The organism is Nocardia neocaledoniensis (assembly GCF_003182135.1).
Classification (GTDB): domain Bacteria; phylum Actinomycetota; class Actinomycetes; order Mycobacteriales; family Mycobacteriaceae; genus Nocardia; species Nocardia neocaledoniensis.
The window spans coordinates 115,929-136,141 of record NZ_QGTL01000002.1; the positions used below are offsets into that span (position 1 = coordinate 115,929).

Genomic DNA, 20,213 nt, shown 5'->3' on the forward strand with positions numbered 1-20,213 from the left:
ACCGGCCTACTTCGCCGCGGTCCAGGTGCGAGCCTGCTCCGCGGCGATGGCGACCAGCCGGTCGTAGCCGAAGTTGATGTCGACGAGGTGGGATTCGAACAGCGGAATCTCGTTCATCCGGTCCGGGCCGGTGATCTCGACGTTGTAGAAGTTGTACCCGCCATGTTCCTCGCACTGCCCCCTGCCCCGAGCGGCGGTCGAGGTCCACGAAGATTCAGAGTGCGGTGGCGCTGCGGGAAAGGTCGTGTAGCCCAACAGGATCGAGATGATGCCGAACGCGTACGGCGCGGACGGCACGGTGACCGGCTGCGGGCTGTCGTCCCCGCTGAGCGCACCGGGATCGGTACAGGCCACCTGATAGCCGGGCCCGAGTGGCAGACCCCACCGCAGCGAGATCAGGCTCAGGTCCGCGTTGCCGAACAACGACAGCAACGGATCCTGCTGAGCCACCGAGTAGGCGACGACGCATCCGAACTCCCCGCGCCGCGTGCACACGGGAATCCGCGCGAAGTCGCCGCCGGTGGTGCTGCCACGTGCCGTGGTGACGTTGCCACCCATGAGGAATGCCCCGACGAGCCGGGATCGAAGGGCCGGGTCCGGATCGATGTGTTCCCGGATCAGCCTGCGCGCCATCAGCGTGCCCTGCGAGTGACTGATGAAGATCACCCCGCGGCCACGGTTCTCGGTCGCCAGGTACTCGTTCCACGCGTTCTCGATGTCGCGGTAGCCGACCTGGGTGAGGTCAACGCCGGTCGCCAGACCCAGTGGCAGCGCGGGCAGCGTGACCTGGCGGTAGACCGGCGCGAACACCCGGCACAGGTTCGAGAACCGCGCCGCCTGGTACGTCGCGATCGACCGCACCTCCGGCTGGGCCACCGGATCCTGGTTCAGCGCGACCTGGTTGCTGACGGTGGGATAGAGATAGAAACAGTCGACCGGTTTGTCGGCCTCGGCGACCGGCGCGGGCGAGCTCACCTCGCCGGTGCCGAGGTCGGTGGTGTCGAGCGGCAGATCGCACGGATCGCCTTGCGCCGCCGGATGACACAGCCACGTGGTGGCACCGGCTGTCTCTGGCAGCGCACCCGCCGGCGCGGCGGGCAGTACGCAGGCGGCAACCGCCGCGACGACGACAACACCCGCGCCGAACAACCGCACCACGGTCACCGCACCCTCTTCACCACTCGCACCGGTCCAGACCCGGCACGGACAGTACCGCCGGATCGGGCGGTGCGGACCGGATTCGGGTCAGATGCCCAGAACCAGCTTCGCCGTCGTGAAGTAGATGATCAGCCCGGTCGCGTCGACCAGGGTGGTCACCATGGGCGCCGAGACCACGGCGGGGTCGATGCGGAACTTCTTGGCCAGCAACGGCATCGTGCCGCCGATGGTGGCCGCCCAGCCGCAGATGAGCACCAGGGTGATCGCCACGACGACCGCGATCTTCGGGCCGACGAACAGGGTGCCGATCAGCAGCCCCGCCGCGGCGAGCATGCTGCCGAGCACCAGCCCGACGCGGCACTCCCGCCAGATCACCTTGAACAGGTCCGAGACCCGCACCTCGCCCACGGCCAGGGCGCGCACACACGCGGTCGCGGCCTGCGCGCCCGCGTTGCCGCCGGCGCCGATCAGCAACGGGATGAACAGGGCCAGGCTCGCCGCCTGCTCGAGGGTCGTGGAGAACACGTCGGTGACGCTCACCGTCAGCGTGGCCGCGAACAGCAGCAACATCAGCCACAGGGCCCGGTAGCGCGCCAGCTGGAACACCTTGGCGGCCATGTAGTGGCCCTCCCACGGCGCCGAACCGGCCTGCTTGGCCACGTCCTCGCTGTCGGCGGCCTCGAGCACCTCCATCGCGTCGTCGATGGTGAGCAGGCCGACGACCCGGTCCTCGCTGTCGACAACGACCAGGTTGATGTCGTTGGTCGAGCTCATCAGGCGCGCGGCCTTCTCGGCGGAATCGGTGGCGCGCACGAAAGCCGGTTCGGTGACCACCAATTCGGAGACCATGGCCTCGGGGGCGTGCAGCACCAGCTCGCGCAGCTCGACGATGCCGGTGAGCTTGCGACCGCAGTCGACCACGGGCAGCGTGTACACCGTCTCGGCGTTGGCGCCCTTGGCGCGTACCCAGCTCAGCGCCTGGGCGACGGTGAGATTGTCCGGCAGCGCGACGACTTCCGGCGTCATGTACTGCCCGACCGAGCCCTCGGGGTAGCCGAGCAGCGCGGCGGTCATCCGGCGCTCGCGCGGGCTGAGCCCGGCAAGGACCTTCTTGGCGACCTTCGCCGGCGCCTCGTGCAGCATGCGGGCGCGGTCGTCGGGGTCCATCGCCTCGACGAGATCGCGGAAGCTCTTCTCCCGCAGGCCCTGCAGGATCTGCTGCTGGTCGACCGGCTCGAGCTCCTCGAAGACGGTGATGGCACGGTCCTTGTCGAGCAGCCGGAACACGACGCCTGCCTGCACGGCGTCCATGCGGGCGAGCGCGTCGGCGATGACGTGCGGCGGGCGGTTGTCGAGCCAGTCCATGGCGCCGTCGACCCGGTGGGTCTCGACGATGTCGCGCACCGACTCCGACAGGATCTCCAGCGCTTCGGTCACCGAATGGTCTTCGGCGACAACAGGAGTCGGCTCGGGGCGCGGCGAATCCGCGTCGGGGGTGACGTGACGTGCTTCGATGAGATCGATCTGCGACATGGGAGAGTCCTCTGGTGCGAATGCGCGCACACCCACGACGAGGCCGCGGGAATGCTACGAGAGTGGATCGGGAAACGGTGTGGCACACCGCGGGCGTCGACCACCACGACCGTGTCGCACAGCCGATCTCACCGGCCGGGAATCAGTGCGAGGACGAAGGGGCGACGCCGCGCGGCCTTCGACTGGGGGGTTCGCTGCGCATCGCAACACCACCTCCTCGCCGTCGCTGCAGGCCATCGCCGATGCAGATCGCTTGGAGTACCCACCCGGGCACACCCTTCCACCTGCAGAATACATGCGAGGGTCGCACGTTTCATCTTCACCGGGCGTACCACTGGTCACAGTGATCCACATCACACCGATTGCGGCAGACCTGCGATGACCGTGTCGACCGCCCGCTCGGCCAGCGGCCACAGTTCGGCCCGATCCAGATGGCGCAGCGGGCCACGCAGGGCGAGTTCGGCGAAGCCGTGCACCGTCGACCAGCAGCTCCACGTGGCGGCGGCGCGGGCGGCGGGATCGAGATCGCCGATGTGGACCATCATGTCCAGCGCGTCGGTCAGGGCGAGGTAAGCCGGCGAGTCCCGGACGGATTCGGGCGAGGTGTCCCCCGCGCCGAAGAAGGCCACGGCGAACCACCCCGGCTCGGCGAGCGCGAACCCGATGTAGCCGAGCCCGACCGCGCGCAGCCGGGCGCGCGGGCTGTCGGGCACCTGCTCCGCGGCCATGCCGACGGCCATCGCGGCCTCGATCGCGGCCGACACCGCGCGCAGCAGCGCCTGCCGATCGGGAAAGTGCCGGTAGGCGGCATTGGGCGTGACCCCGACGCGCCGAGTGGCCGCACGGATCGTGAGCGCCTCGGGTCCGCCCGACCTGGTGAGCTCCAGACCCGCGTCGACCAGGGCGGCGGCGAGATCGCCGTGATGATAGGCCAACCCTTGACGCTCCTCTCCGGCGAAGTCTACGGTGTGAACATATCAAATGTGCACGCCGTAGACATTGAAGGGTGATCCCCATGACCGCATTGCCGACGATCGTCGACCACGACACCTGGCAGGCCGAGCTCGACAAGCTCCGCGTGCGCGAGAAGGCCGCGACCCGCGAACTCGACGCCGTCGCGGCGCAGCGGCGCCGCCTGCCCGCCGTCGAGCTGCCGCCGTACACGCTGAAAGCCGAGGACGGCAGCGATGTCACGCTCGCCGAGGTCTTCGACGGGCACTCTCAGCTGATCACCTACCACCACATGTGGACCGACGGGAACACCTGGCAGTGCCCCGGCTGCACCGGCCTGACCGCGCAGTACGCGCGGCTGGACTTCCTCGCCGCCTACGACGCGCGCTTCGTGATCGTCACGCAGGGGCCGATCGAGGAGGTACTGGCCTACAAGCACCGGGTGGGCAACACGATGACCTGGTATTCGACCCACGACAGCCCGTTCGGCGCCGACATGGGTGCCGGACCGGGCGCGGGCTTCGCGGTGAACACCTTCCTGCGCGACGGCGACACCGTCTACCGCAGCTGGCACACCGACGGCCGCGGCACCGAACAGCTCGCCTACACCTTCGGCCTCGTCGACGCGCTGCCCTACGGCAGGCAGGAGGAATGGCAGGACAGCCCCGAGGGCTGGCCGCAGTCGCCGACCTACAGCCGCTGGCCCAGCTCCAAGGACATCGCCGCCTCCTACGGCGACCCGAACGCCTGATCCGCGCGGAGCCCGAATTCCGGCATGCCGACCGGATAACGGCCGGTCCAGGATTCGGCGCGGCGCGCGTTCAATAGTTGCGCGGGTGCCCCACGGTGGGAAAAGTGGGCGGGGCAGTTCACGTCAGATCCACACACCGAGGAGAAACTCGTGCGCTTCGGCATCTTCGTCCCCCAGGGTTGGCGGCTCGACCTGGTCGGCATCGAACCGGCGGACCAGTGGGCGGTGATGCGTGAGTTGGCGCAGCGCTTCGACGCGGGCTCGGACTGGGAATCGATCTGGGTGTACGACCATTTCCACACGGTGCCGGTGCCGACGAACGAGGCCACCCACGAGGCGTGGACCCTCATGTCGGCTTTCGCGGCCAGCACCTCCCGGGTTCGGCTCGGCCAGATGTGTACCGCCATGAGCTACCGCAACCCCGCCTACCTGGCCAAGGTGGCCGCCACCGTCGACCTGATCTCCGGTGGCCGGGTGGAGATGGGCATCGGTGGCGGCTGGTACGAACACGAGTGGCGCGCCTACGGTTACGGCTTCCCCTCCGCCGGTGAGCGGCTGGGCCGGCTCGACGAGGGCGTGCAGATCTTCCGGCAGGCGTGGTCGACCGGCCGGGCCACCCTGAACGGCAAGTACTACCAGGTCGACGACGCCATCGTGCATCCGAAGCCGCTGCAGGAGAACGGCATCCCGATCTGGATCGCGGGCGGCGGCGAGAAGAAGACGCTGCGCATCGCCGCGACCTACGCCGACTACACCAACTTCTCCGGCGAGCCGGCGGAGTTCACCCGCAAGTCCGACATCCTGCGCGCCCACTGCGCCGAGGTCGGCACCGACTTCGCCGCCATCACCCGCAGCTCCAACTTCAACGCCATCGTCGGCAGCACCGAATCCGAAGTCCAGGAACGACTCTCGACGGTGATCGACCGCTACACCCCGTTCCTCGGCGCCGACGAGGCCAAGCTGCGCGTGCACGAACTGTTCGACAACAGTGCCGCCGTCGGCACGCCCGAGCAGATCGTCGAACGCCTCAGCGCCGTCAAGGATCTCGGCCTCGCCTACGCCATCCTCAACTTCCCCGAAGCCGCCTACGACACCTCCGGCATCGAGCTCTTCGAACGCGAGGTCATCCCGGCGCTGCGCTGACCCGACCGCGCGGAACCCGAATCACGGCCCCGTTTGTGGCCTTGACCACATGTGCACGGGACGGCTATGGTCTCTCGCCAACAGAGCTGGACACTCGTTCAAATGGACGATTGTCCACCTGAGGATCGAGGGAAGTACATGGCCAGCACGGCGATTCGGCGGCTGATTCGGCAAGGGCGATCGCCATGGCGCAGCCGGCTGACGCGATGGTCGGTGGCGGCGACGCTGGTCGCGGGAATAGCGGCGACCGGGGGCGGACAAGCGGGCGCGGAGACGGGCGCGGAGTTGTCGCCCCTTCGAGCGCAGGGCGCGGCGCTGGTCGACGGGTTCGGGCGAACGGTGCTCCTGCACGGGGTGAACAACGTCGACAAGGACGCGCCGTATCTGATGCCCGGTGACGGGTTCACCCTCACCGATTCCTCTGCGGCGGTGCTGGCCCGGCACGGGTTCAACACGGTGCGGTTGGGCGTGTCGTTCGACGGGCTGATGCCGACCGAAGGGGTGGTCGACACCGCGTACCTGGACCGGGTCGAGAACGTGGTGGACACGCTCGCGGCGCACGGGATCTACACCCTGCTCGACAATCATCAGGACGGTTTGTCGGAGATCTGGGGAGGCAACGGATTCCCCGAGTGGGCCCTGCGCGCACGACCCACCGACGGTGAGCCGAACCCCGGATTCCCGCTGTACTACCTGATGCCGAGCATGAACGCGGGCTGGGACGAGGTGTGGAACAACACCTACGGGGTGCTCGATCACCTCGGGAACGCGCTGGGCGCGCTCGCCGAGCGGATGAACGGGCGCGCGAGCGTGCTCGGGATCGAATTGCTGAACGAGCCGTGGCCCGGCTCGCCGTTCCTCACCTGCTTCCCCAACGGCTGCCCCGACTTCGACACGAAATACCAAAGCGCACTGCAGAAGCTGACCGACGCGGTACGGGCGCGCAATGCCGCGGTGCCGGTGTTCTGGGAACCGAATGTCACCTGGAACGAGACGATGCCGAGCCATCTCGGCAAGAATCCACCGATCACCAGCCCGAATATCGTGTTCTCGCCGCACGATTACTGCATTCCGAGTCAGCTCGCCATCTACCTCGGCCTGCCCGAGGAGCTGCGGGCGGTGTGCTCGGTGCAGCAGGACAAGACCTGGGCCAATATCGACGCGTTCACCGGGCGCACCGACATCCCCACCCTCGTCACCGAATTCGGTGACGGCGATCCGACCGTACTGCGCAACACCACCGCCCGCGCCGACGAGCGCTTCGTCGGCTGGCACTACTGGCACTACAGCGCCGGCGAGGGCGATCCGTTCCGCGGGGACCTCGGCCGGGAGCTGGTTCGCACCTATCCGCGAGCCACGGCGGGCACGCCCGAAGCGATGGTGTTCGATTCCGGCACCGGCGATTTCGCGTACCGGTACCGGCCCCGCGCCGCCTCGGCCCCGACCGAGATCTACGTCTCCGACCTGGCGCATCCCGAGGGCTACGAGGTGCGGGTTACCGGCGGCCGGGTCACCTCGGCGGCGGGCGCGCGGATCGTCACCGTGGAGGCCGACGGCACCGGGCCGGTCACCGTCCGGATCCACCGCCCGGGTTCATCGGGCGCCGAGCTGCCGAGCGGCGGCGGGAGCGGTTCCGGCGGGAGTGGATCAGCCTCCGGATTCCCCTGGTCGACCGGCTCGGCGGGCTGAGAGAAGCGCCGTCCGTCTCCGGGCAGGTGGAATGGTCGGCCCGCGGTCACGTCATCGCTTCTCCGGTAGCGGGTCGGCGAAACCCCAGCCCTCTCCGAGGAGGTCGTCGACGGCTGCCACCGCATCGGCGAGGCGTCGCCGATGCGGGCCCGACAGCACGACGAATCTCCTTCCGGTCCGGGCAAGTTCGTCGCGGAAGCGCTGAGTCATCCACGGGCGCAGGTGTTCGCCGTCGCGCAGGCCGTCATCCTCGAACGGCACACCGACGTGATCGGTGAGCAGCCAGAGGTGCTGCCGCGCGTCCGCGGCGAGGCCGGGATGGGCGTAGCCGAGGTAGCGCTCGTGCCAGATCGAGGTGGCGAACGCGTCGGTGTCGCAGACGAGCACGGGGCCCCCGTCGCGGGCGGCGAGATCCTCGATCGCCTGCTGGCGCGCCGCGATGCGCGGGAACTCCGCCGACGCGAACTCGACCTGCGACCAGTGCGCACCGGGGCCGAGGGCGGCGAGTTTGCGCGCGCTGTACTCGCGGCCGTACTCGGGAACGTATCGGGCGCCGTAGTGCTCGGCCAGCGCGTTCGCCAGCGTGGTGGTGCCCGTCGATTCGGCGCCGAGCACGACCACCCGCCGCGCGAGTGCGGCGCGCACGGGGGCGGCGAGATACCGCCACTCGGCCGCGGGGTCGGCCCGAACAGCGGTCGCCGACACGGGATATCGCGTCCGTGCCGAGTCCACGTCGATCGCGTCCGCGCCGAAGCGCCTGCCCAGTTCGGGGCCGTACACCTCCGAGGTGAAGACCGCGTCGACCGCTTCGGGTACCGCCGCGCGGAAGACCGCCATGTGCGCGTCCCACACGTCCGGGTCGGTCAGATCCATCGGAATGTCGTCGACCGTGCCGACGACGTGAATGTGCTTCTCCGCGTGGACTTCCCGCATCCAGTCGACACGGTCGGCGAGGGGGATGGATTCCACCGAGGACGCGCACACCAGCACGGTGAGCCGGTCGCACCGGGCCGCGGCGGTGCGCACCAGGTGGTGGTGACCCGGGTGCGGCGGATAGAACTTGCCGAGCACCAGACCGTGGCCGTACCAACTCATGCCGCGACCATCACCGGCGACTCGACCACATCGCGCCGCCACGCGATCAGTCCGCGCACGCACAGCGCGAGGAAACCGAGGTACAGCAGGGCGGTCAGGAAGAGTCCCTTGTAGGCGTAGAGCGGGATGTAGACGAGGTCGGCCGCGATCCACAACCACCACGACTCGAGCCGCTTGCGGCACTGTCCGTAGGTGGCCATCAGCGACAAGGCCGTGGTCAGCGCGTCCCAGAACGGGACCGTGGATTCGGTCGCGGTGTCGAGCAACACGGTGATCACGGCGGTGCCGAGTACGCCGGCGGTGATCAGCAGTGCCCACTCGGTGCGCGTGGTCCGGCGCACCGGCACCTTGTCGGCCACGCGGGGGCCGTGCGTCCACGTCCACCATCCGTAGGCGGCGAGGGCGATGAAGACCACCTGCAATCCGGCGTCGGCGAACAGGCCGGCCTGGGTGAACAGCAGGATGAAGAACAGATTGTTCGCGATGACGATGGGCCAGTTGGCGATGTGCTGCCGGGCAACCAGCCAGACGCACAGCGCACCGCTGCCGAAGCCGAGCACCTCGGTCCAGCTCACCGGGGTGCCGAGCACCGTGAACAGCGGCTGCTGCAGAGCAGCGATCAGATCGAGCACGGCGTTCCCCCACGTCGCTATTGGTCGGATCGACAATAACCCAGGCGCCGTTGCGGCGCAAGCGATCGCGGCAAGGTCTCCGCCGGGTGTTCGTTAAGCGGCGTGGCGCACGCTCGGCACCATGACCTACGCAGCACCGCCCCGACGCGCGACGAGGACCGGCGCCTACGAGCGCGACGCCGAAGGCCACCTGAGGTACGTCGCCGCCGAGCCCGCCGAGCCCGCCCCGCCGAAGGACGAATTCGTCCGCACCGGAACCACTTCCGACGGTGCCGAGACCGGCGTCATCCCCGCCTTCCTCATCGACATGGCCCTGCACGCCGCGATCGGCGCCACGGTCTGGCATCTCGCCGCGGGCCCGATCGCCGTCATCTACGGCATCCTCGCCTGGCTCACCGCCTCGTTCCTGCACCGCACGATCGTCCAGCGCCTCACCCGAACCACCATCGGCAAGTGCTCCTTCGGCCTGCGCCTGCGCAACTCCGACGGCACCTACCCCTCCCTCTGGCAGCTCATCGCCCAGTGGTTCCGCGGCGGCTGGGCCTGCTTCGACGTCTTCGGCACCTTCAGCTGACAAAAAGGGCGGCCTCCCAACGGAGGCCGCCCTTTTTGTCACGTGCTCAGCTCACAGCATGCAGGAGACGCAGCCCTCGACCTCGGTGCCTTCCAGGGCCATCTGGCGCAGGCGGATGTAGTACAGGGTCTTGATGCCCTTGCGCCAGGCGTAGATCTGGGCCTTGTTCAGGTCGCGGGTGGTGACGGTGTCCTTGAAGAACAGGGTCAGCGACAGGCCCTGGTCCACGTGCTGGGTGGCCGCGGCGTAGGTGTCGATGATCTTCTCGTAGCCGATCTCGTAGGCATCCTCGTAGTACTCGAGGTTGTCGTTGGTGAGATACGGGGCCGGGTAGTAGACGCGGCCGATCTTGCCTTCCTTGCGGATCTCGATCTTCGACGCCACCGGGTGGATCGAGCTGGTGGAGTGGTTGATGTAGGAGATCGAGCCGGTCGGCGGGACGGCCTGCAGGTTCTGGTTGTAGATACCGAACTCCTGCACCTTCGCCTTCAGCTCACGCCAGTCGTCCTGGGTGGGGATGTGTACACCGGCGTCGGCGAAGAGCTGACGCACCTTGTCGGTCTTGGGCTCCCATACCTGCTCGGTGTACTTGTCGAAGTATTCGCCGCTGGCGTACTTCGACTCGGCGAAGCCACCGAACGCGGTGCCGCGCTCCTTGGCGATCAGGTTCGAAGCCCGGATCGCGTGGTAGACCACGGTGTAGAAGTACATGTTGGTGAAGTCGATGCCCTCTTCGGACCCGTAGTGCACCCGCTCGCGCGCCAGGTACCCGTGCAGGTTCATCTGACCGAGGCCGATGGCGTGGGACTCGTTGTTGCCCTGCTCGATCGAGGGCACCGAGTAGATGTGCGTCTGGTCCGACACCGCGGTGAGCGCGCGGATCGAGGTCTCGATGGTCTGGCCGAAGTCCGGGGAGTCCATCGCCTTGGCGATGTTGAGCGAACCCAGGTTGCAGGAGATGTCCTTGCCGACCTTGGAGTACGAGAGGTCGTCGTTGAACTCCGACGGGGTGGAGACCTGCAGGATCTCCGAGCACAGGTTCGAGTGGGTGATCTTGCCCTTGATCGGGTTGGCCCGGTTCACCGTGTCCTCGAACATGATGTACGGGTAGCCCGACTCGAACTGCAGCTCGGCGATGGTCTGGAAGAACTCGCGCGCCTTGATCTTCGACTTGCGGATGCGCTTGTCGTCGACCATCTCGTAGTACTTCTCGGTGACGTCGACATCGGCGAACGGCTTGCCGTAGATGCGCTCGACGTCATACGGCGAGAACAGGTACATGTCCTCGTTCTTCTTCGCCAGCTCGAAGGTGATGTCAGGAATCACCACGCCCAGCGAGAGCGTCTTGATGCGGATCTTCTCGTCCGCGTTCTCGCGCTTGGTGTCGAGGAAGCGGTAGATGTCGGGGTGGTGCGCGTGCAGGTACACCGCGCCCGCGCCCTGGCGCGCGCCGAGCTGATTGGCGTAGGAGAACGAGTCCTCGAGCAGCTTCATGATCGGGATGACGCCCGAGCTCTGGTTCTCGATCTTCTTGATCGGCGCGCCGTGCTCACGAATGTTGCTCAGCAGCAACGCGACACCGCCGCCGCGCTTGGACAGCTGCAGCGCGGAGTTGATGGAGCGCCCGATGGACTCCATGTTGTCCTCGATGCGCAGCAGGAAGCAGGACACGGGCTCGCCGCGCTGCTTCTTGCCGGAGTTGAGGAAGGTGGGGGTGGCGGGCTGGAAGCGGCCGTCGATGATCTCGTCGACCAGCTTGCTCGCCAGCGTCTCGTCGCCCGCGGCCAGCGTCAGCGCGACCATGACGACGCGGTCCTCGAACCGCTCCAGGTAGCGCTTGCCGTCGAAGGTCTTGAGCGTGTACGAGGTGTAGTACTTGAACGCGCCGAGGAAGGTCGGGAACCGGAACTTCTTGGCGTAGGCCTGCTGGAACAGGGCCTTGATGTACTCGCGGGAGTACTGGTCGAGCACCTCGGTCTCGTAGTAGTTCTCCTTGACCAGGTAGTCCAGCTTCTCGTCGAGATTGTGGAAGAAGACCGTGTTCTGGTTGACGTGCTGCAGGAAGTACTGGTGCGCGGCCTCGCGGTCCTTGTCGAACTGGATCTCGCCGTTCGGGCCGTACAGGTTCAGCATCGCGTTGAGAGCGTGGTAGTCCAGAACCTCGCCCGCCTCGCTGCGGGCGGCGGACTGCTCTAGGCGGGCTGTCTTGCCTGCCGGTGCTGTGGTTGCTGTTGCCAAAACAATCCCAATCCCTCTCGGACGCGCGCGACGTCCTCAGCGGTTCCCATGAGTTCGAAGCGATACAGGTACGGCACCCCGCATTTGCGCGAGATGATGTCGCCCGCAGCGCAATAGGTATCGCCGAAGTTCGTGTTGCCGGCCGCGATCACACCGCGCAGCAGGGCGCGGTTGTGCGGGTCGTTGAGGAACTTGGCGACCTGCCGCGGTACGAGGTCCTTGTCGGACCGTTGTCCCCCCATGACGTGCCGACCACCCCCGTAGGTGGGGGTGATCAGCACGTAGGGTTCGTCGACGCGCAGCGAATCAGCGGTGTGCAGTGGTAGCCGAGTGGCCGGGAGACCCAGCTTCTCGACGAAACGACGAGTGTTCTCCGAAGCGCTGGAGAAGTAGACCAGCCCGCCCGGAGTGATCCGCTCGGGCACGACGCCTCCTTCCGGCGAAGTCCTAGGCGGCCGCGACCGCGAGCGACTTGATGCGATCGGGACGGAAGCCCGACCAGTGATCGTCACCGGCGACGACGACCGGCGCCTGCAGGTAGCCGAGGGCCATGACGTAGTCGCGCGCCTCGTCGTTCTCGGAGATGTCGATGACGTCGTAATCCACCCCGGCCTTGTCGAGCGCCTTGTAGGTGGCGTTGCACTGGACGCAAGCGGGCTTGGTGTACACGGTGATGGTCATCTGAAGTCCCTCTCTCCTATGCCTGATCCACAGCCTGTGATCCGTATGCAATGCACGAACGGTGATGCTGCGCAAACTCCTGGATCTGGCGAAGAAAGCCCTGCTCGTAACCCCTTCCCTTGGGCCCGATCAGTGGTGGCTCGACACCGTCTTCCAGTACCGAAGACACTACACCTAGTGGCCGACAGATTGGAACAACACAAGGTGTTGCGAGTCGCACAGATGTAATTCCGACGCGGTAAGTCCCAGGACGCGCCATCGACACGCTGGGGAAACAGTGGTCCAGATCACGATTTTGCATCCCGGCGAGTCTTCAGCAAACTCCACGGACAGCACAGGGGCGTCGCACCCGCGAAGGATGCGACGCCCCTGGTCGAGGAGACAGCTTACGCCGTGACGAGCTTGCCGTCAGCGGCGGCGACGAGCTCGTGCACGGTGGCGCCGAGCTGGGTCAGCGCCTCGGCGTCCTCGGTCGGGTGGGTCTGGCCGAACCGCTCGCCGATGGTGCCGAAGCGCGCGTGCGCCGCCTCGACGACGACGCCGCCGGCGACACCGACGGACTTCACCGCGTCACCGTGGGCCCACTCGGCCGCGCGGGGGCTGATGGAGGCGCTCACGACCGCGACCGGCTTGCCCTTGATCGCGCCGGCGCCGTACGGGCGCGAGGCCCAGTCGATGGCGTTCTTCAGCACGGCGGGCAGGGTGCCGTTGTACTCGGGGGTGACCAAGAGGACGGCGTCGGCCGCGGCGACGGCGGCGCGCAGCGCCTCGGCCTGCGCGGGCACCGAGCCGGGGACATCCAGGTCCTCGTTGTAGAAGGGGATCTCGCCGAGACCCTCGTAGATGCTGATGTCGACGCCGGCGGGGGCGGTTTTCACGGCGGTCTCGGCCAGCTGGCGGTTGATCGAGCCCGCGCGCAGGCTGCCGACCAGGGTGAGGATGCGGGTCTCGGCCATTATCGACTCCTTGTGTGTTCAATGGAATGATCGAAGTTCAATCACCATAACCGGACCGCAGTCCGATTACTTCCCGCGGAGGACGAGTGAGCAGCGTGAGCTACAGCACACCCCGGCCGGACGGCGCGCCGCTGCTGCGCATCGGGCCGACGCAGCCCGCGGTCGCCGAACCGAGCGAACGGGCCGACGCCGCCCGCAACCGGGCCCTGCTGCTCGACGCCGCCCAGCAGCTCGTGCGTGAACACGGCGCGGGCGGGCTGACCATGGACGCGGTCGCCAAGCGCGCCGGCGTCGGCAAGGGTACGGTCTTCCGCCGCTTCGGCAATCGCACGGGGCTGATGCTGGCGCTGCTCGACCACTCCGAACAGAAGTTCCAAGCGGCGTTCATGTTCGGACCGGCCCCGCTCGGTCCCGAGGCGAGCCCGGTCGAGCGGTTGATCGCCTTCGGGCGCACCCGGCTGCTCGACATCGAGGTCGAGGGCGACCTGCACCGCGCGGCCGAGGAGAAGGGCCGCTTCGGGGCCGGACCGTACGCCCTGCACAAGGCGCACATCATGCTGTTGCTGCGCGGCGCCGAGGTCGACGGCGACGTGTCGCTGATCGCGGACACGCTCATGGCGACCCTGTCGGCGGCACTGGTCATTCACCAGATCGACATCCTCGGCTACTCGCCCGCTCAGATCGGCGACAACTGGGAATGGCTCGTTCGCCGGGTCGTTTCCCCTGCCGCGCAAGTAGAGTGAGACGGCATGGGGACACTGCGTGAACAGATCATCGCCGAGTTGGGCGTGCTGCCGGAGATCGAGCCGAAGCAGGAGGTCCGCCGTCGCGTCGACTTCCTGAAGGACTACCTGCGCACCACCCCGGCCAAGGGCTTCGTACTCGGCATCAGCGGCGGCCAGGACAGCTCGCTGGCGGGCAGGCTGTGCCAGCTCGCCGTCGAGGAACTGCGCGCCGAGGGCGCCGAGGCGACCTTCCTCGCCGTGCGGCTGCCCTACGGCGTGCAGGCCGACGAGCACGACGCGCAGGTCGCCCTGAACTTCGTCGACCCCGATCGGACGGTCGTGGTGAACGTGCGGCCCAGCGTCGACGCGGTCGCGGTCGAGGTGGCCGGTGCGCTCGATCACGAGCGACTGCGCGATTTCGTGCGCGGCAACATCAAGGCGCGCGAACGGATGGTCGCCCAGTACGCCCTGGCCGGGCAGGAGAACCTGCTCGTGGTCGGCACCGATCACGCGGCCGAGGCGGTCACCGGGTTCTTCACCAAGTTCGGCGACGGCGGCGTCGACCTGACCCCGCTGACCGGCCTCACCAAGCGCCAGGGCGCGGCCCTGCTGCAGGAACTCGGCGCACCGTCGAGCGTCTGGTCCAAGGTCCCCACCGCCGACCTCGAGGACGACCGCCCCGCGCTGCCCGACGAGGAGGCCCTCGGCCTGCGCTACGCCGAGATCGACGACTACCTCGAGGGCAAGGACGTCACCGACGAGGTCGCCACCCGCCTCGAGTCGATCTTCACCAACACCCGCCACAAGCGCACGGTCCCGGTGACCCCGCACGACACCTGGTGGCGCTGAGCTAGCCGCCCGCGAACGGGGGGAGCACGTCGACGCGGTCGCGCAGCATGGCGGCCGGGTCGCGGGTGAGTTCGTCGCCGATCAGGAAGGCGCAGACGCCGACGAGGGTGTCGACCTCGGAGCCGTAGGTGGCGGCGAGGGTGGCACGCAGGTCGGCGACCGTCGCGCCCGAAGGCAGGTCGAGTGATTCGGTGTTCTTGCCGACCGCGTCGGCGATCGCGGCGAAGTAGCGGACCTCAACCACCGATGGCTCCCATCGTGCGTTCCGGGGGGACGAAACCCGCGGCGTCGATGCCGTGACCGGCCCATTTCTGCCACATCGCACCGCGCCACAGCTCGGCGACCTCGTCGTCGTCCGCGCCCGCGCGCAACGCCGTGCGCACGTCGAACTCCTGGTCGCTGAACAGGCACGAGCGCAGCATGCCGTCGGCGGTGAGGCGGGTGCGGTCGCAGCTGTCGCAGAACTTGCGGGTGACGGTCGCGATGATGCCGACCGTGGCCGGACCGCCGTCGACCAGCCACTTCTCGGCGGGCGCCGACGGATCGGACCGGCCCGCCTCGGTGAGGGCGAACCGCTCGCCGAGCACCTCGAGCAGATCGGCGGCCGTCACCATGTCGGTGCGTGCCCATTCGTGGTCGGCGTCGAGCGGCATCTCCTCGATGAACCGCAGTTCGCACTCCTCGGCCAGACACCACGCGAGCAGGTCCGCCGCACCGGCCAGGTTCTGGCGCATCAGCACCGAGTTCACCTTCACCGGGGCCAGGCCCGCGTCGCGGGCGGCGCGGATGCCGTTGAGCACCGAGTCGAGCCGGTCGCGGCGGGTCAGGCGGGCGAAATCCTGCCGGTCGACCGTATCGAGGGAGACATTCACCCGGCTCAGCCCGGCCTGCGCCAGGGCGCGCGCCCGGTGTTCGAGGCCGACGCCGTTGGTCGTCATCGCCAGCGGCGTCTCGGGCACCGCGGCGTGACAGCCCGCGATGATCTCCTCGAGCTCCCGCCGCATCAGCGGTTCACCGCCGGTGAAGCGCACCTCGCGCACGCCCAGCTCCCGCACCGCGAGGCTGACCAACCGGATGATCTCGTCGGCGCTGAGCAGTTCCTCGCGCGGGATCGGCGGCAGACCCTCCTCGGGCATGCAGTAGGTGCAGCGCAGCGAGCACTTCTCGGTGATGGAGACGCGCAGGTCGCGCGCGACCCGGCCGAAGCGGTCGACGAGGAGCGGCGTCTCGGGCCGGCCGTCCAGGGAAGGCCGCTCCGATCGCACAGCGGGTATCCCCATCTGGACCAGCGTCATGCCTTCAGTATGCCCCGTGGGGGCGGGCGGATCGGCCCGGAGCGCCGATCCGTCACGATCTCGTCGCTCACGGGATCGGGGCCGTCGCTGTGAGCCATCCGGCACGTTCGCGCCGCTCCCGGGGCGATTAGGCTGGCAGCATGACTTCCCGGCCCGCCACCGCGTCGGCGCGCAGCGTCGACGAGTACCGCGACACCGTCGCCGCGCTGCTGGCCCCGCTCGCCGACCGCCGCGACGAAACGGTGCCGGTGCCCGACGCGCTCGGCCGGGTGTTGTCGGCCGATGTGCTGTCCCCGATCGATCTGCCGGTGTTCCGCAATTCCGCGATGGACGGGTACGCGGTGCGCGCCGCCGACGTGGCCGTCACGCCCGTCACCCTGCCGGTGGCCGGTGTGGTCGCGGCGGGCAAGCCGGGGACGACGCCGCTGCCGGACGGCGCGGCGCTGAAGGTGATGACCGGCGCGCCGATCCCGCCCGGCGCGGACTGTGTGGTGCCCGTCGAGGACGTGCGGTCCGACGGCGACCGGATCGTGGTCGAGCGTGGCCGCGGCCAGGGCGAGTTCGTGCGCGAAGCGGGCACCGATGTGCGCGCCGGTGAGCTGGTGGCCCGCGCCGGGACCGTGCTCGCGCCCCGCCATATCGCCGCACTGGCGGCGGTCGGGCTGCCGAGTGTGCCGGTGCTGCGCCGTCTGCGCGCGGTCTGTATCACCACCGGGGACGAACTCCGGCCCGCCGGGACGGAGCTGGCGCCGGGACAGATCTACAACTCGAACGGGATCGCCCTGGCCGCGGCCCTGCGGGCCGACGAGGTCGACGTGCTCGAGGTGGCGCACAGCTCCGACGACGCGGCCGAGTTCACCGCCGTGCTGCGCGCGGCGGTGGCCTCCGCCGATCTGGTCTGCACCTCCGGCGGGGTGTCCAAGGGCGACTTCGAGGTCGTCAAGGAGGTGTTGCGGCCGCTGGGCGGGGTGTTCGGGTCCGTCGCCGTGCAGCCGGGCGGGCCGCAGGGGTACACCGTGGTCGACGGCGTCCCGGTGCTGAGTTTCCCGGGAAATCCGGTGAGCACCACGGTCTCCTATGTGGTCTTCGCCCGCGACGTCGTGCGCGCGCTGGGCGGACTGCCCCCGGCCGTCACCGCCGAGACCACGTTGCTCACCCCGGTGCGCTCCCCCGCGGGCAGGCGGCAGTACCTGCGCGGGCTGCTCACCGGTGACGGGGTGGAGGTGGTCTCCGGACCCGGTTCCCACCTCATCGCCGGCATGGCCTGGGCCGATGTGCTCGTCGATGTGCCCGCCGAGGTCACCTCGCTGCCCGCGGGCAGTACTGTGCGAATCTTGAAGCTATGAGCGAACTGTCGCATGTCGACCGGGAGGGTCGGGCGCGCATGGTGGATGTCAGCGCCAAGGCCGACACCACCAGGATCGCGGTCGCCGCGGGTGAGTTGCGCACGACGCCCGAGGTGCTCGCGCTGGTGCGAGCCGACGACATGCCCAAGGCCGATGTGCTGTCGACGGCGCGGCTGGCGGGGATCTCCGGCGCCAAGAAGACCTCGGAGCTGATCCCGCTGTGCCATCAGCTGGCGTTGTCGTCGGTGAAGGTGGAGTTCGGGTTCACCGACGACGCCATCACCATCGAGGCCAGCGCCAAGACGACCGGGCCGACCGGGGTGGAGATGGAGGCGCTCACCGCCGTCGCCGTCGCCGGGCTCACGCTGCACGACATGGTGAAGGCCGTCGACCCGGCCGCGGTGCTGACGAATGTGCGGCTGCTCACCAAAGAGGGTGGGAAGCACGGACATTGGGTGCGGCCGGAGACGGATTCGCCCGACGCCGAGGCATCGGCGCCAGGCGCGCCCGGCGTGGTCCCCACGGAAACGACCGGCGCGCAGGCGCCGGACGGTGGACCGCCGATCGGTGCGCACGTCGCGAAGGACACCGGCCGCACAGCACCCGACACCCCTGCCGCCCAGGATGTTTCGCGTCGCGCGGTCGTCGTGGTCGCCTCCACCGGCGCCGACGCGGGCACGCGCGTGGACACCACCGGACCCGTGCTCGCCGAATGGCTGACGGCCCGGGGCTTCTCGGTGCGCGGCCCCCTGGTGTACGCCGACGCCGACATCGAGGCGGCCCTGAACGATGCCCTGCTCGGCGGACCCGCGCTGGTGATCACCACCGGCGGCACCGGCGCCTCCCCCACCGACGCCACCCCCGAGGCCACCCGGGCCGTGCTCGACCGCGAGCTGCCCGGCGTCGCCGACGCGATCCGGCAGCGCGGCACCGCGAAGTTCCCGCTGGCCGCGCTCAGCCGCGGGGTGGCTGGGCTGGCCGGACACACCGTGGTGGTCAACCTGCCTGGGTCGCCCGGCGGGGTGAAGGACGGGATCGCCGTCCTGGAACCACTGCTCGATCACCTGCTCGCGCAAGTAGCCGGAGGCGGCGCTCATGAATGACCACGGCACGGTCCGGCTGACCGGGATCAGCGACCAGGACCTCGACCCCGTCGCCGTCGAAAAGGCCGTCGACGGACCGGAATTCGGCGCCGTCGTGGTGTTCACCGGCAAGGTCCGCAACCACGACGGCGGGCAGGCCGTCACGGCGCTGGAGTACTCGGCGCATCCACAGGCCGAGCGGTTCCTGCACACGATCTGCGCCGAAGTCGCCGCCGCGCACGGACTTCCGGTGGCCGCGACACACCGGATCGGGTCGCTCACCATCGGCGATCTGGCGATCGTCGTCGCGGTCGCCGCACCGCACCGGGCCGAGGCGTTCACCGTGTGCGCCGAACTGGTCGACCGGATCAAGCACGAGGTGCCGATCTGGAAGCGGCAGCTGTTCGCCGACGGGATGTCGGAATGGGTCAACGCCTGCGGCTGAACCGCTAGCGCGGGGTATAGCGCCAGACGCCGAGCATCGTCTGCTCGTCGAGCGGCTCGTCCCCGTCGAACACGGTGGCGTGCAAGCGATCCAGGGCCGCCTCCGTGTCCAGCCCGGCGCCGATCAGCACGAGGTTCGACACCCGCTCCTCACCGCGCGCCCAGGCGCCCGGCGTGAACACGACGTGCCTGCCGACCACGTGCAGCTCGAACTTGCGCCGCTCCCCCGCCACCGCGAACGCGACACAGCCCTTCGCGCGGAACAGGCCGGGCGGCGGATCCTCCAGGAAGGCGACCAGGGCGCGCGGATCCAGCGCCCGCTTGCTGGTGAACGACGCCGAGACGTAGTCGTCGTGCAGGTGCCGATGGTCGGGATCGTCGTGGTCGTGGTCGTCGAGCAGGGCGTCGAAACTCAACTGCTGCGCCACTTTCGGTTCCTCGCGCGCCCGCTCGTCGAACAGCAGACCGGGGTCGACGCGCCCGTGCGTCGTCGCGTAGACCGGCACCTGGCCCACCCACTCGGTGATCCGGGCGCGCAGCGCCGCCAGCGCGTCGGGCGCGACACGGTCGGCCTTGTTGACCAGCACCAGATCAGCCAGCCGCAGATGGGTCACCAGTTCCGGGTGCTGGGCGCTGGTGGTGTCGAACAGTTCGGCGTCGACGACCTCGACCAGGCCGCCGTAGGCGATCCGCGGGTTCGGGTTGGCGATCACCATCCGGATCAGGTTGCGCGGCTCGGCCAGTCCGCTCGCCTCGACGACGATCACGTCGACCGCGCTGCGCGGCTGCGCCAGGCGACCGAAGAGGTCGTCGAGTTCGGAGACGTCGACGGCGCAGCACACGCAGCCGTTCCCCAGCGACACCATGGCGTCGACCTGGCCCGCGACCAGCATCGCGTCGATGTTCACCGCGCCGAAGTCGTTGACCACCACGCCGATCCGGGTACCCCGGTTGTTGCGCAACAGATAGTTCAGCAGGGTCGTCTTCCCCGAGCCCAGGAACCCCGCGACGATCACAACAGGAATCACTGTTCTCATCTTGCCTCGCCGGTCCGACACGGCGGCACGGCCC

Annotated in this window: 21 protein-coding genes; 9 read left to right on the forward strand and 12 right to left on the reverse strand. The window is 68.8% G+C overall.

Annotation, left to right across the window (positions count from 1 at the left end; genetic code table 11):
• Positions 1-6: 6 nt before the first annotated feature.
• The 3 genes from DFR69_RS04830 to DFR69_RS04840 all read right to left on the reverse strand — a co-directional run bounded on the left by DFR69_RS04830 (position 7) and on the right by DFR69_RS04840 (position 3,626).
• Positions 7-1,164: a DUF3089 domain-containing protein gene (locus tag DFR69_RS04830; RefSeq protein WP_110036231.1), complete on the reverse strand. Its 1,158-nt coding sequence runs from the start codon at positions 1,162-1,164 to the stop codon at positions 7-9.
• A gap of 81 nt (positions 1,165-1,245) precedes the next feature.
• Positions 1,246-2,691 carry a magnesium transporter gene (gene mgtE, locus DFR69_RS04835; RefSeq protein WP_244198095.1) on the reverse strand — a complete coding sequence of 482 codons (1,446 nt, stop codon included), beginning with the start codon at positions 2,689-2,691 and terminating at the stop codon, positions 1,246-1,248.
• Between the two features lie 353 nt (positions 2,692-3,044).
• The gene (locus DFR69_RS04840) at positions 3,045-3,626 is read right to left on the reverse strand and encodes a TetR/AcrR family transcriptional regulator (RefSeq protein ID WP_110036232.1); all 582 of its coding nucleotides are present in this window, start codon (positions 3,624-3,626) and stop codon (positions 3,045-3,047) included.
• Between the two features lie 80 nt (positions 3,627-3,706).
• On the opposite strand from DFR69_RS04840, the gene DFR69_RS04845 reads away from it, so the two are divergent.
• From DFR69_RS04845 to DFR69_RS04855, 3 genes are all read left to right on the forward strand, one after another.
• Entirely contained in the window at positions 3,707-4,393 is a 687-nt protein-coding gene (locus DFR69_RS04845) for a DUF899 family protein (RefSeq protein WP_110036233.1), read from the forward strand.
• 150 nt (positions 4,394-4,543) lie between these two features.
• On the forward strand, positions 4,544-5,536 hold the full coding sequence (locus DFR69_RS04850; RefSeq protein WP_110036234.1) for an LLM class F420-dependent oxidoreductase: 993 nt from the start codon (positions 4,544-4,546) through the stop codon (positions 5,534-5,536).
• Between the two features lie 138 nt (positions 5,537-5,674).
• Complete coding sequence (locus DFR69_RS04855; RefSeq protein WP_110036235.1) at positions 5,675-7,225, forward strand: endoglycoceramidase I; 1,551 nt, start codon at positions 5,675-5,677, stop codon at positions 7,223-7,225.
• A gap of 51 nt (positions 7,226-7,276) precedes the next feature.
• Here DFR69_RS04855 and DFR69_RS04860 read toward each other — a convergent pair whose 3' ends face one another.
• Positions 7,277-8,320, reverse strand: a complete 1,044-nt coding sequence (locus tag DFR69_RS04860) for an AAA family ATPase (protein WP_110036236.1) — start codon at positions 8,318-8,320, stop codon at positions 7,277-7,279.
• Positions 8,317-8,952, reverse strand: a complete 636-nt coding sequence (gene pnuC / locus DFR69_RS04865; protein WP_208643910.1) for a nicotinamide riboside transporter PnuC — start codon at positions 8,950-8,952, stop codon at positions 8,317-8,319. Before pnuC ends, DFR69_RS04860 begins: the two co-directional genes overlap by 4 nt.
• A 121-nt stretch (positions 8,953-9,073) precedes the next feature.
• Here pnuC and DFR69_RS04870 point away from each other — a divergent pair, with 121 nt between their 5' ends.
• Positions 9,074-9,526, forward strand: coding sequence for an RDD family protein (locus tag DFR69_RS04870; protein ID WP_110036237.1), 453 nt, complete (start codon positions 9,074-9,076; stop codon positions 9,524-9,526).
• Positions 9,527-9,577: 51 nt separating this feature from the next.
• On the opposite strand, the gene nrdE is transcribed toward DFR69_RS04870, so the two are convergent.
• The 4 genes from nrdE to DFR69_RS04890 form a co-directional block, all read right to left on the reverse strand.
• Positions 9,578-11,659, reverse strand: a complete 2,082-nt coding sequence (gene nrdE, locus DFR69_RS04875; RefSeq protein WP_244198151.1) for a class 1b ribonucleoside-diphosphate reductase subunit alpha — start codon at positions 11,657-11,659, stop codon at positions 9,578-9,580.
• Positions 11,660-11,718: 59 nt separating this feature from the next.
• Positions 11,719-12,189: a class Ib ribonucleoside-diphosphate reductase assembly flavoprotein NrdI gene (gene nrdI / locus DFR69_RS04880; protein WP_186817447.1), complete on the reverse strand. Its 471-nt coding sequence runs from the start codon at positions 12,187-12,189 to the stop codon at positions 11,719-11,721.
• A 22-nt stretch (positions 12,190-12,211) separates the two neighbouring features.
• A complete protein-coding gene (nrdH, locus tag DFR69_RS04885; RefSeq protein ID WP_110036239.1) occupies positions 12,212-12,445 on the reverse strand; it encodes a glutaredoxin-like protein NrdH in 234 nt (77 codons plus the stop codon).
• Between the two features lie 386 nt (positions 12,446-12,831).
• Positions 12,832-13,401, reverse strand: a complete 570-nt coding sequence (locus DFR69_RS04890; RefSeq protein ID WP_110036240.1) for an NAD(P)H-dependent oxidoreductase — start codon at positions 13,399-13,401, stop codon at positions 12,832-12,834.
• An 86-nt stretch (positions 13,402-13,487) separates the two neighbouring features.
• Between DFR69_RS04890 and DFR69_RS04895 the strand changes: the two genes are divergently transcribed.
• Positions 13,488-14,144, forward strand: a complete 657-nt coding sequence (locus DFR69_RS04895; protein WP_110036241.1) for a TetR/AcrR family transcriptional regulator — start codon at positions 13,488-13,490, stop codon at positions 14,142-14,144.
• 6 nt (positions 14,145-14,150) lie between these two features.
• Complete coding sequence (gene nadE / locus DFR69_RS04900) at positions 14,151-14,975, forward strand: ammonia-dependent NAD(+) synthetase (protein ID WP_110036242.1); 825 nt, start codon at positions 14,151-14,153, stop codon at positions 14,973-14,975.
• Position 14,976: 1 nt separating this feature from the next.
• Here the strand turns inward: nadE and DFR69_RS04905 are convergent, their stop codons facing one another.
• Positions 14,977-15,219: a MoaD/ThiS family protein gene (locus DFR69_RS04905; protein ID WP_110036243.1), complete on the reverse strand. Its 243-nt coding sequence runs from the start codon at positions 15,217-15,219 to the stop codon at positions 14,977-14,979.
• A complete protein-coding gene (gene moaA, locus DFR69_RS04910; protein ID WP_110036244.1) occupies positions 15,212-16,270 on the reverse strand; it encodes a GTP 3',8-cyclase MoaA in 1,059 nt (352 codons plus the stop codon). Before moaA ends, DFR69_RS04905 begins: the two co-directional genes overlap by 8 nt.
• 140 nt (positions 16,271-16,410) lie before the next feature.
• On the opposite strand from moaA, the gene DFR69_RS04915 reads away from it, so the two are divergent.
• From DFR69_RS04915 to DFR69_RS04925, 3 genes are read left to right on the forward strand one after another with little or no spacing between them, the layout of a single operon-like run.
• Complete coding sequence (locus DFR69_RS04915; protein WP_110036245.1) at positions 16,411-17,616, forward strand: molybdopterin molybdotransferase MoeA; 1,206 nt, start codon at positions 16,411-16,413, stop codon at positions 17,614-17,616.
• Positions 17,613-18,719, forward strand: a complete 1,107-nt coding sequence (gene moaCB / locus DFR69_RS04920; protein WP_110036246.1) for a bifunctional molybdenum cofactor biosynthesis protein MoaC/MoaB — start codon at positions 17,613-17,615, stop codon at positions 18,717-18,719. Before DFR69_RS04915 ends, moaCB begins: the two co-directional genes overlap by 4 nt.
• Positions 18,712-19,143, forward strand: coding sequence for a molybdenum cofactor biosynthesis protein MoaE (locus tag DFR69_RS04925; RefSeq protein ID WP_110036247.1), 432 nt, complete (start codon positions 18,712-18,714; stop codon positions 19,141-19,143). Before moaCB ends, DFR69_RS04925 begins: the two co-directional genes overlap by 8 nt.
• Before the next feature lie 4 nt (positions 19,144-19,147).
• Here the strand turns inward: DFR69_RS04925 and DFR69_RS04930 are convergent, their stop codons facing one another.
• Complete coding sequence (locus DFR69_RS04930) at positions 19,148-20,179, reverse strand: CobW family GTP-binding protein (protein ID WP_110036248.1); 1,032 nt, start codon at positions 20,177-20,179, stop codon at positions 19,148-19,150.
• Positions 20,180-20,213 lie beyond the last annotated feature (34 nt).

What these genes read in the sequence shown, in the direction of transcription:
- mgtE (WP_244198095.1), bottom strand. Translation starts at nt 2,691, where the DNA reads ATGTCGCAGATCGATCTCATCGAAGCACGTCACGTCACCCCCGACGCG.
- DFR69_RS04845 (WP_110036233.1), top strand. Translation starts at nt 3,707, where the DNA reads ATGACCGCATTGCCGACGATCGTCGACCACGACACCTGGCAGGCCGAG.
- DFR69_RS04855 (WP_110036235.1), top strand. Translation starts at nt 5,675, where the DNA reads ATGGCCAGCACGGCGATTCGGCGGCTGATTCGGCAAGGGCGATCGCCA.
- DFR69_RS04860 (WP_110036236.1), bottom strand. Translation starts at nt 8,320, where the DNA reads ATGAGTTGGTACGGCCACGGTCTGGTGCTCGGCAAGTTCTATCCGCCG.
- DFR69_RS04870 (WP_110036237.1), top strand. Translation starts at nt 9,074, where the DNA reads ATGACCTACGCAGCACCGCCCCGACGCGCGACGAGGACCGGCGCCTAC.
- nrdE (WP_244198151.1), bottom strand. Translation starts at nt 11,659, where the DNA reads ATGCTGAACCTGTACGGCCCGAACGGCGAGATCCAGTTCGACAAGGAC.
- nrdH (WP_110036239.1), bottom strand. Translation starts at nt 12,445, where the DNA reads ATGACCATCACCGTGTACACCAAGCCCGCTTGCGTCCAGTGCAACGCC.
- DFR69_RS04890 (WP_110036240.1), bottom strand. Translation starts at nt 13,401, where the DNA reads ATGGCCGAGACCCGCATCCTCACCCTGGTCGGCAGCCTGCGCGCGGGC.
- nadE (WP_110036242.1), top strand. Translation starts at nt 14,151, where the DNA reads ATGGGGACACTGCGTGAACAGATCATCGCCGAGTTGGGCGTGCTGCCG.
- moaA (WP_110036244.1), bottom strand. Translation starts at nt 16,270, where the DNA reads ATGACGCTGGTCCAGATGGGGATACCCGCTGTGCGATCGGAGCGGCCT.
- DFR69_RS04915 (WP_110036245.1), top strand. Translation starts at nt 16,411, where the DNA reads ATGACTTCCCGGCCCGCCACCGCGTCGGCGCGCAGCGTCGACGAGTAC.
- moaCB (WP_110036246.1), top strand. Translation starts at nt 17,613, where the DNA reads ATGAGCGAACTGTCGCATGTCGACCGGGAGGGTCGGGCGCGCATGGTG.
- DFR69_RS04925 (WP_110036247.1), top strand. Translation starts at nt 18,712, where the DNA reads ATGAATGACCACGGCACGGTCCGGCTGACCGGGATCAGCGACCAGGAC.
- DFR69_RS04930 (WP_110036248.1), bottom strand. Translation starts at nt 20,179, where the DNA reads ATGAGAACAGTGATTCCTGTTGTGATCGTCGCGGGGTTCCTGGGCTCG.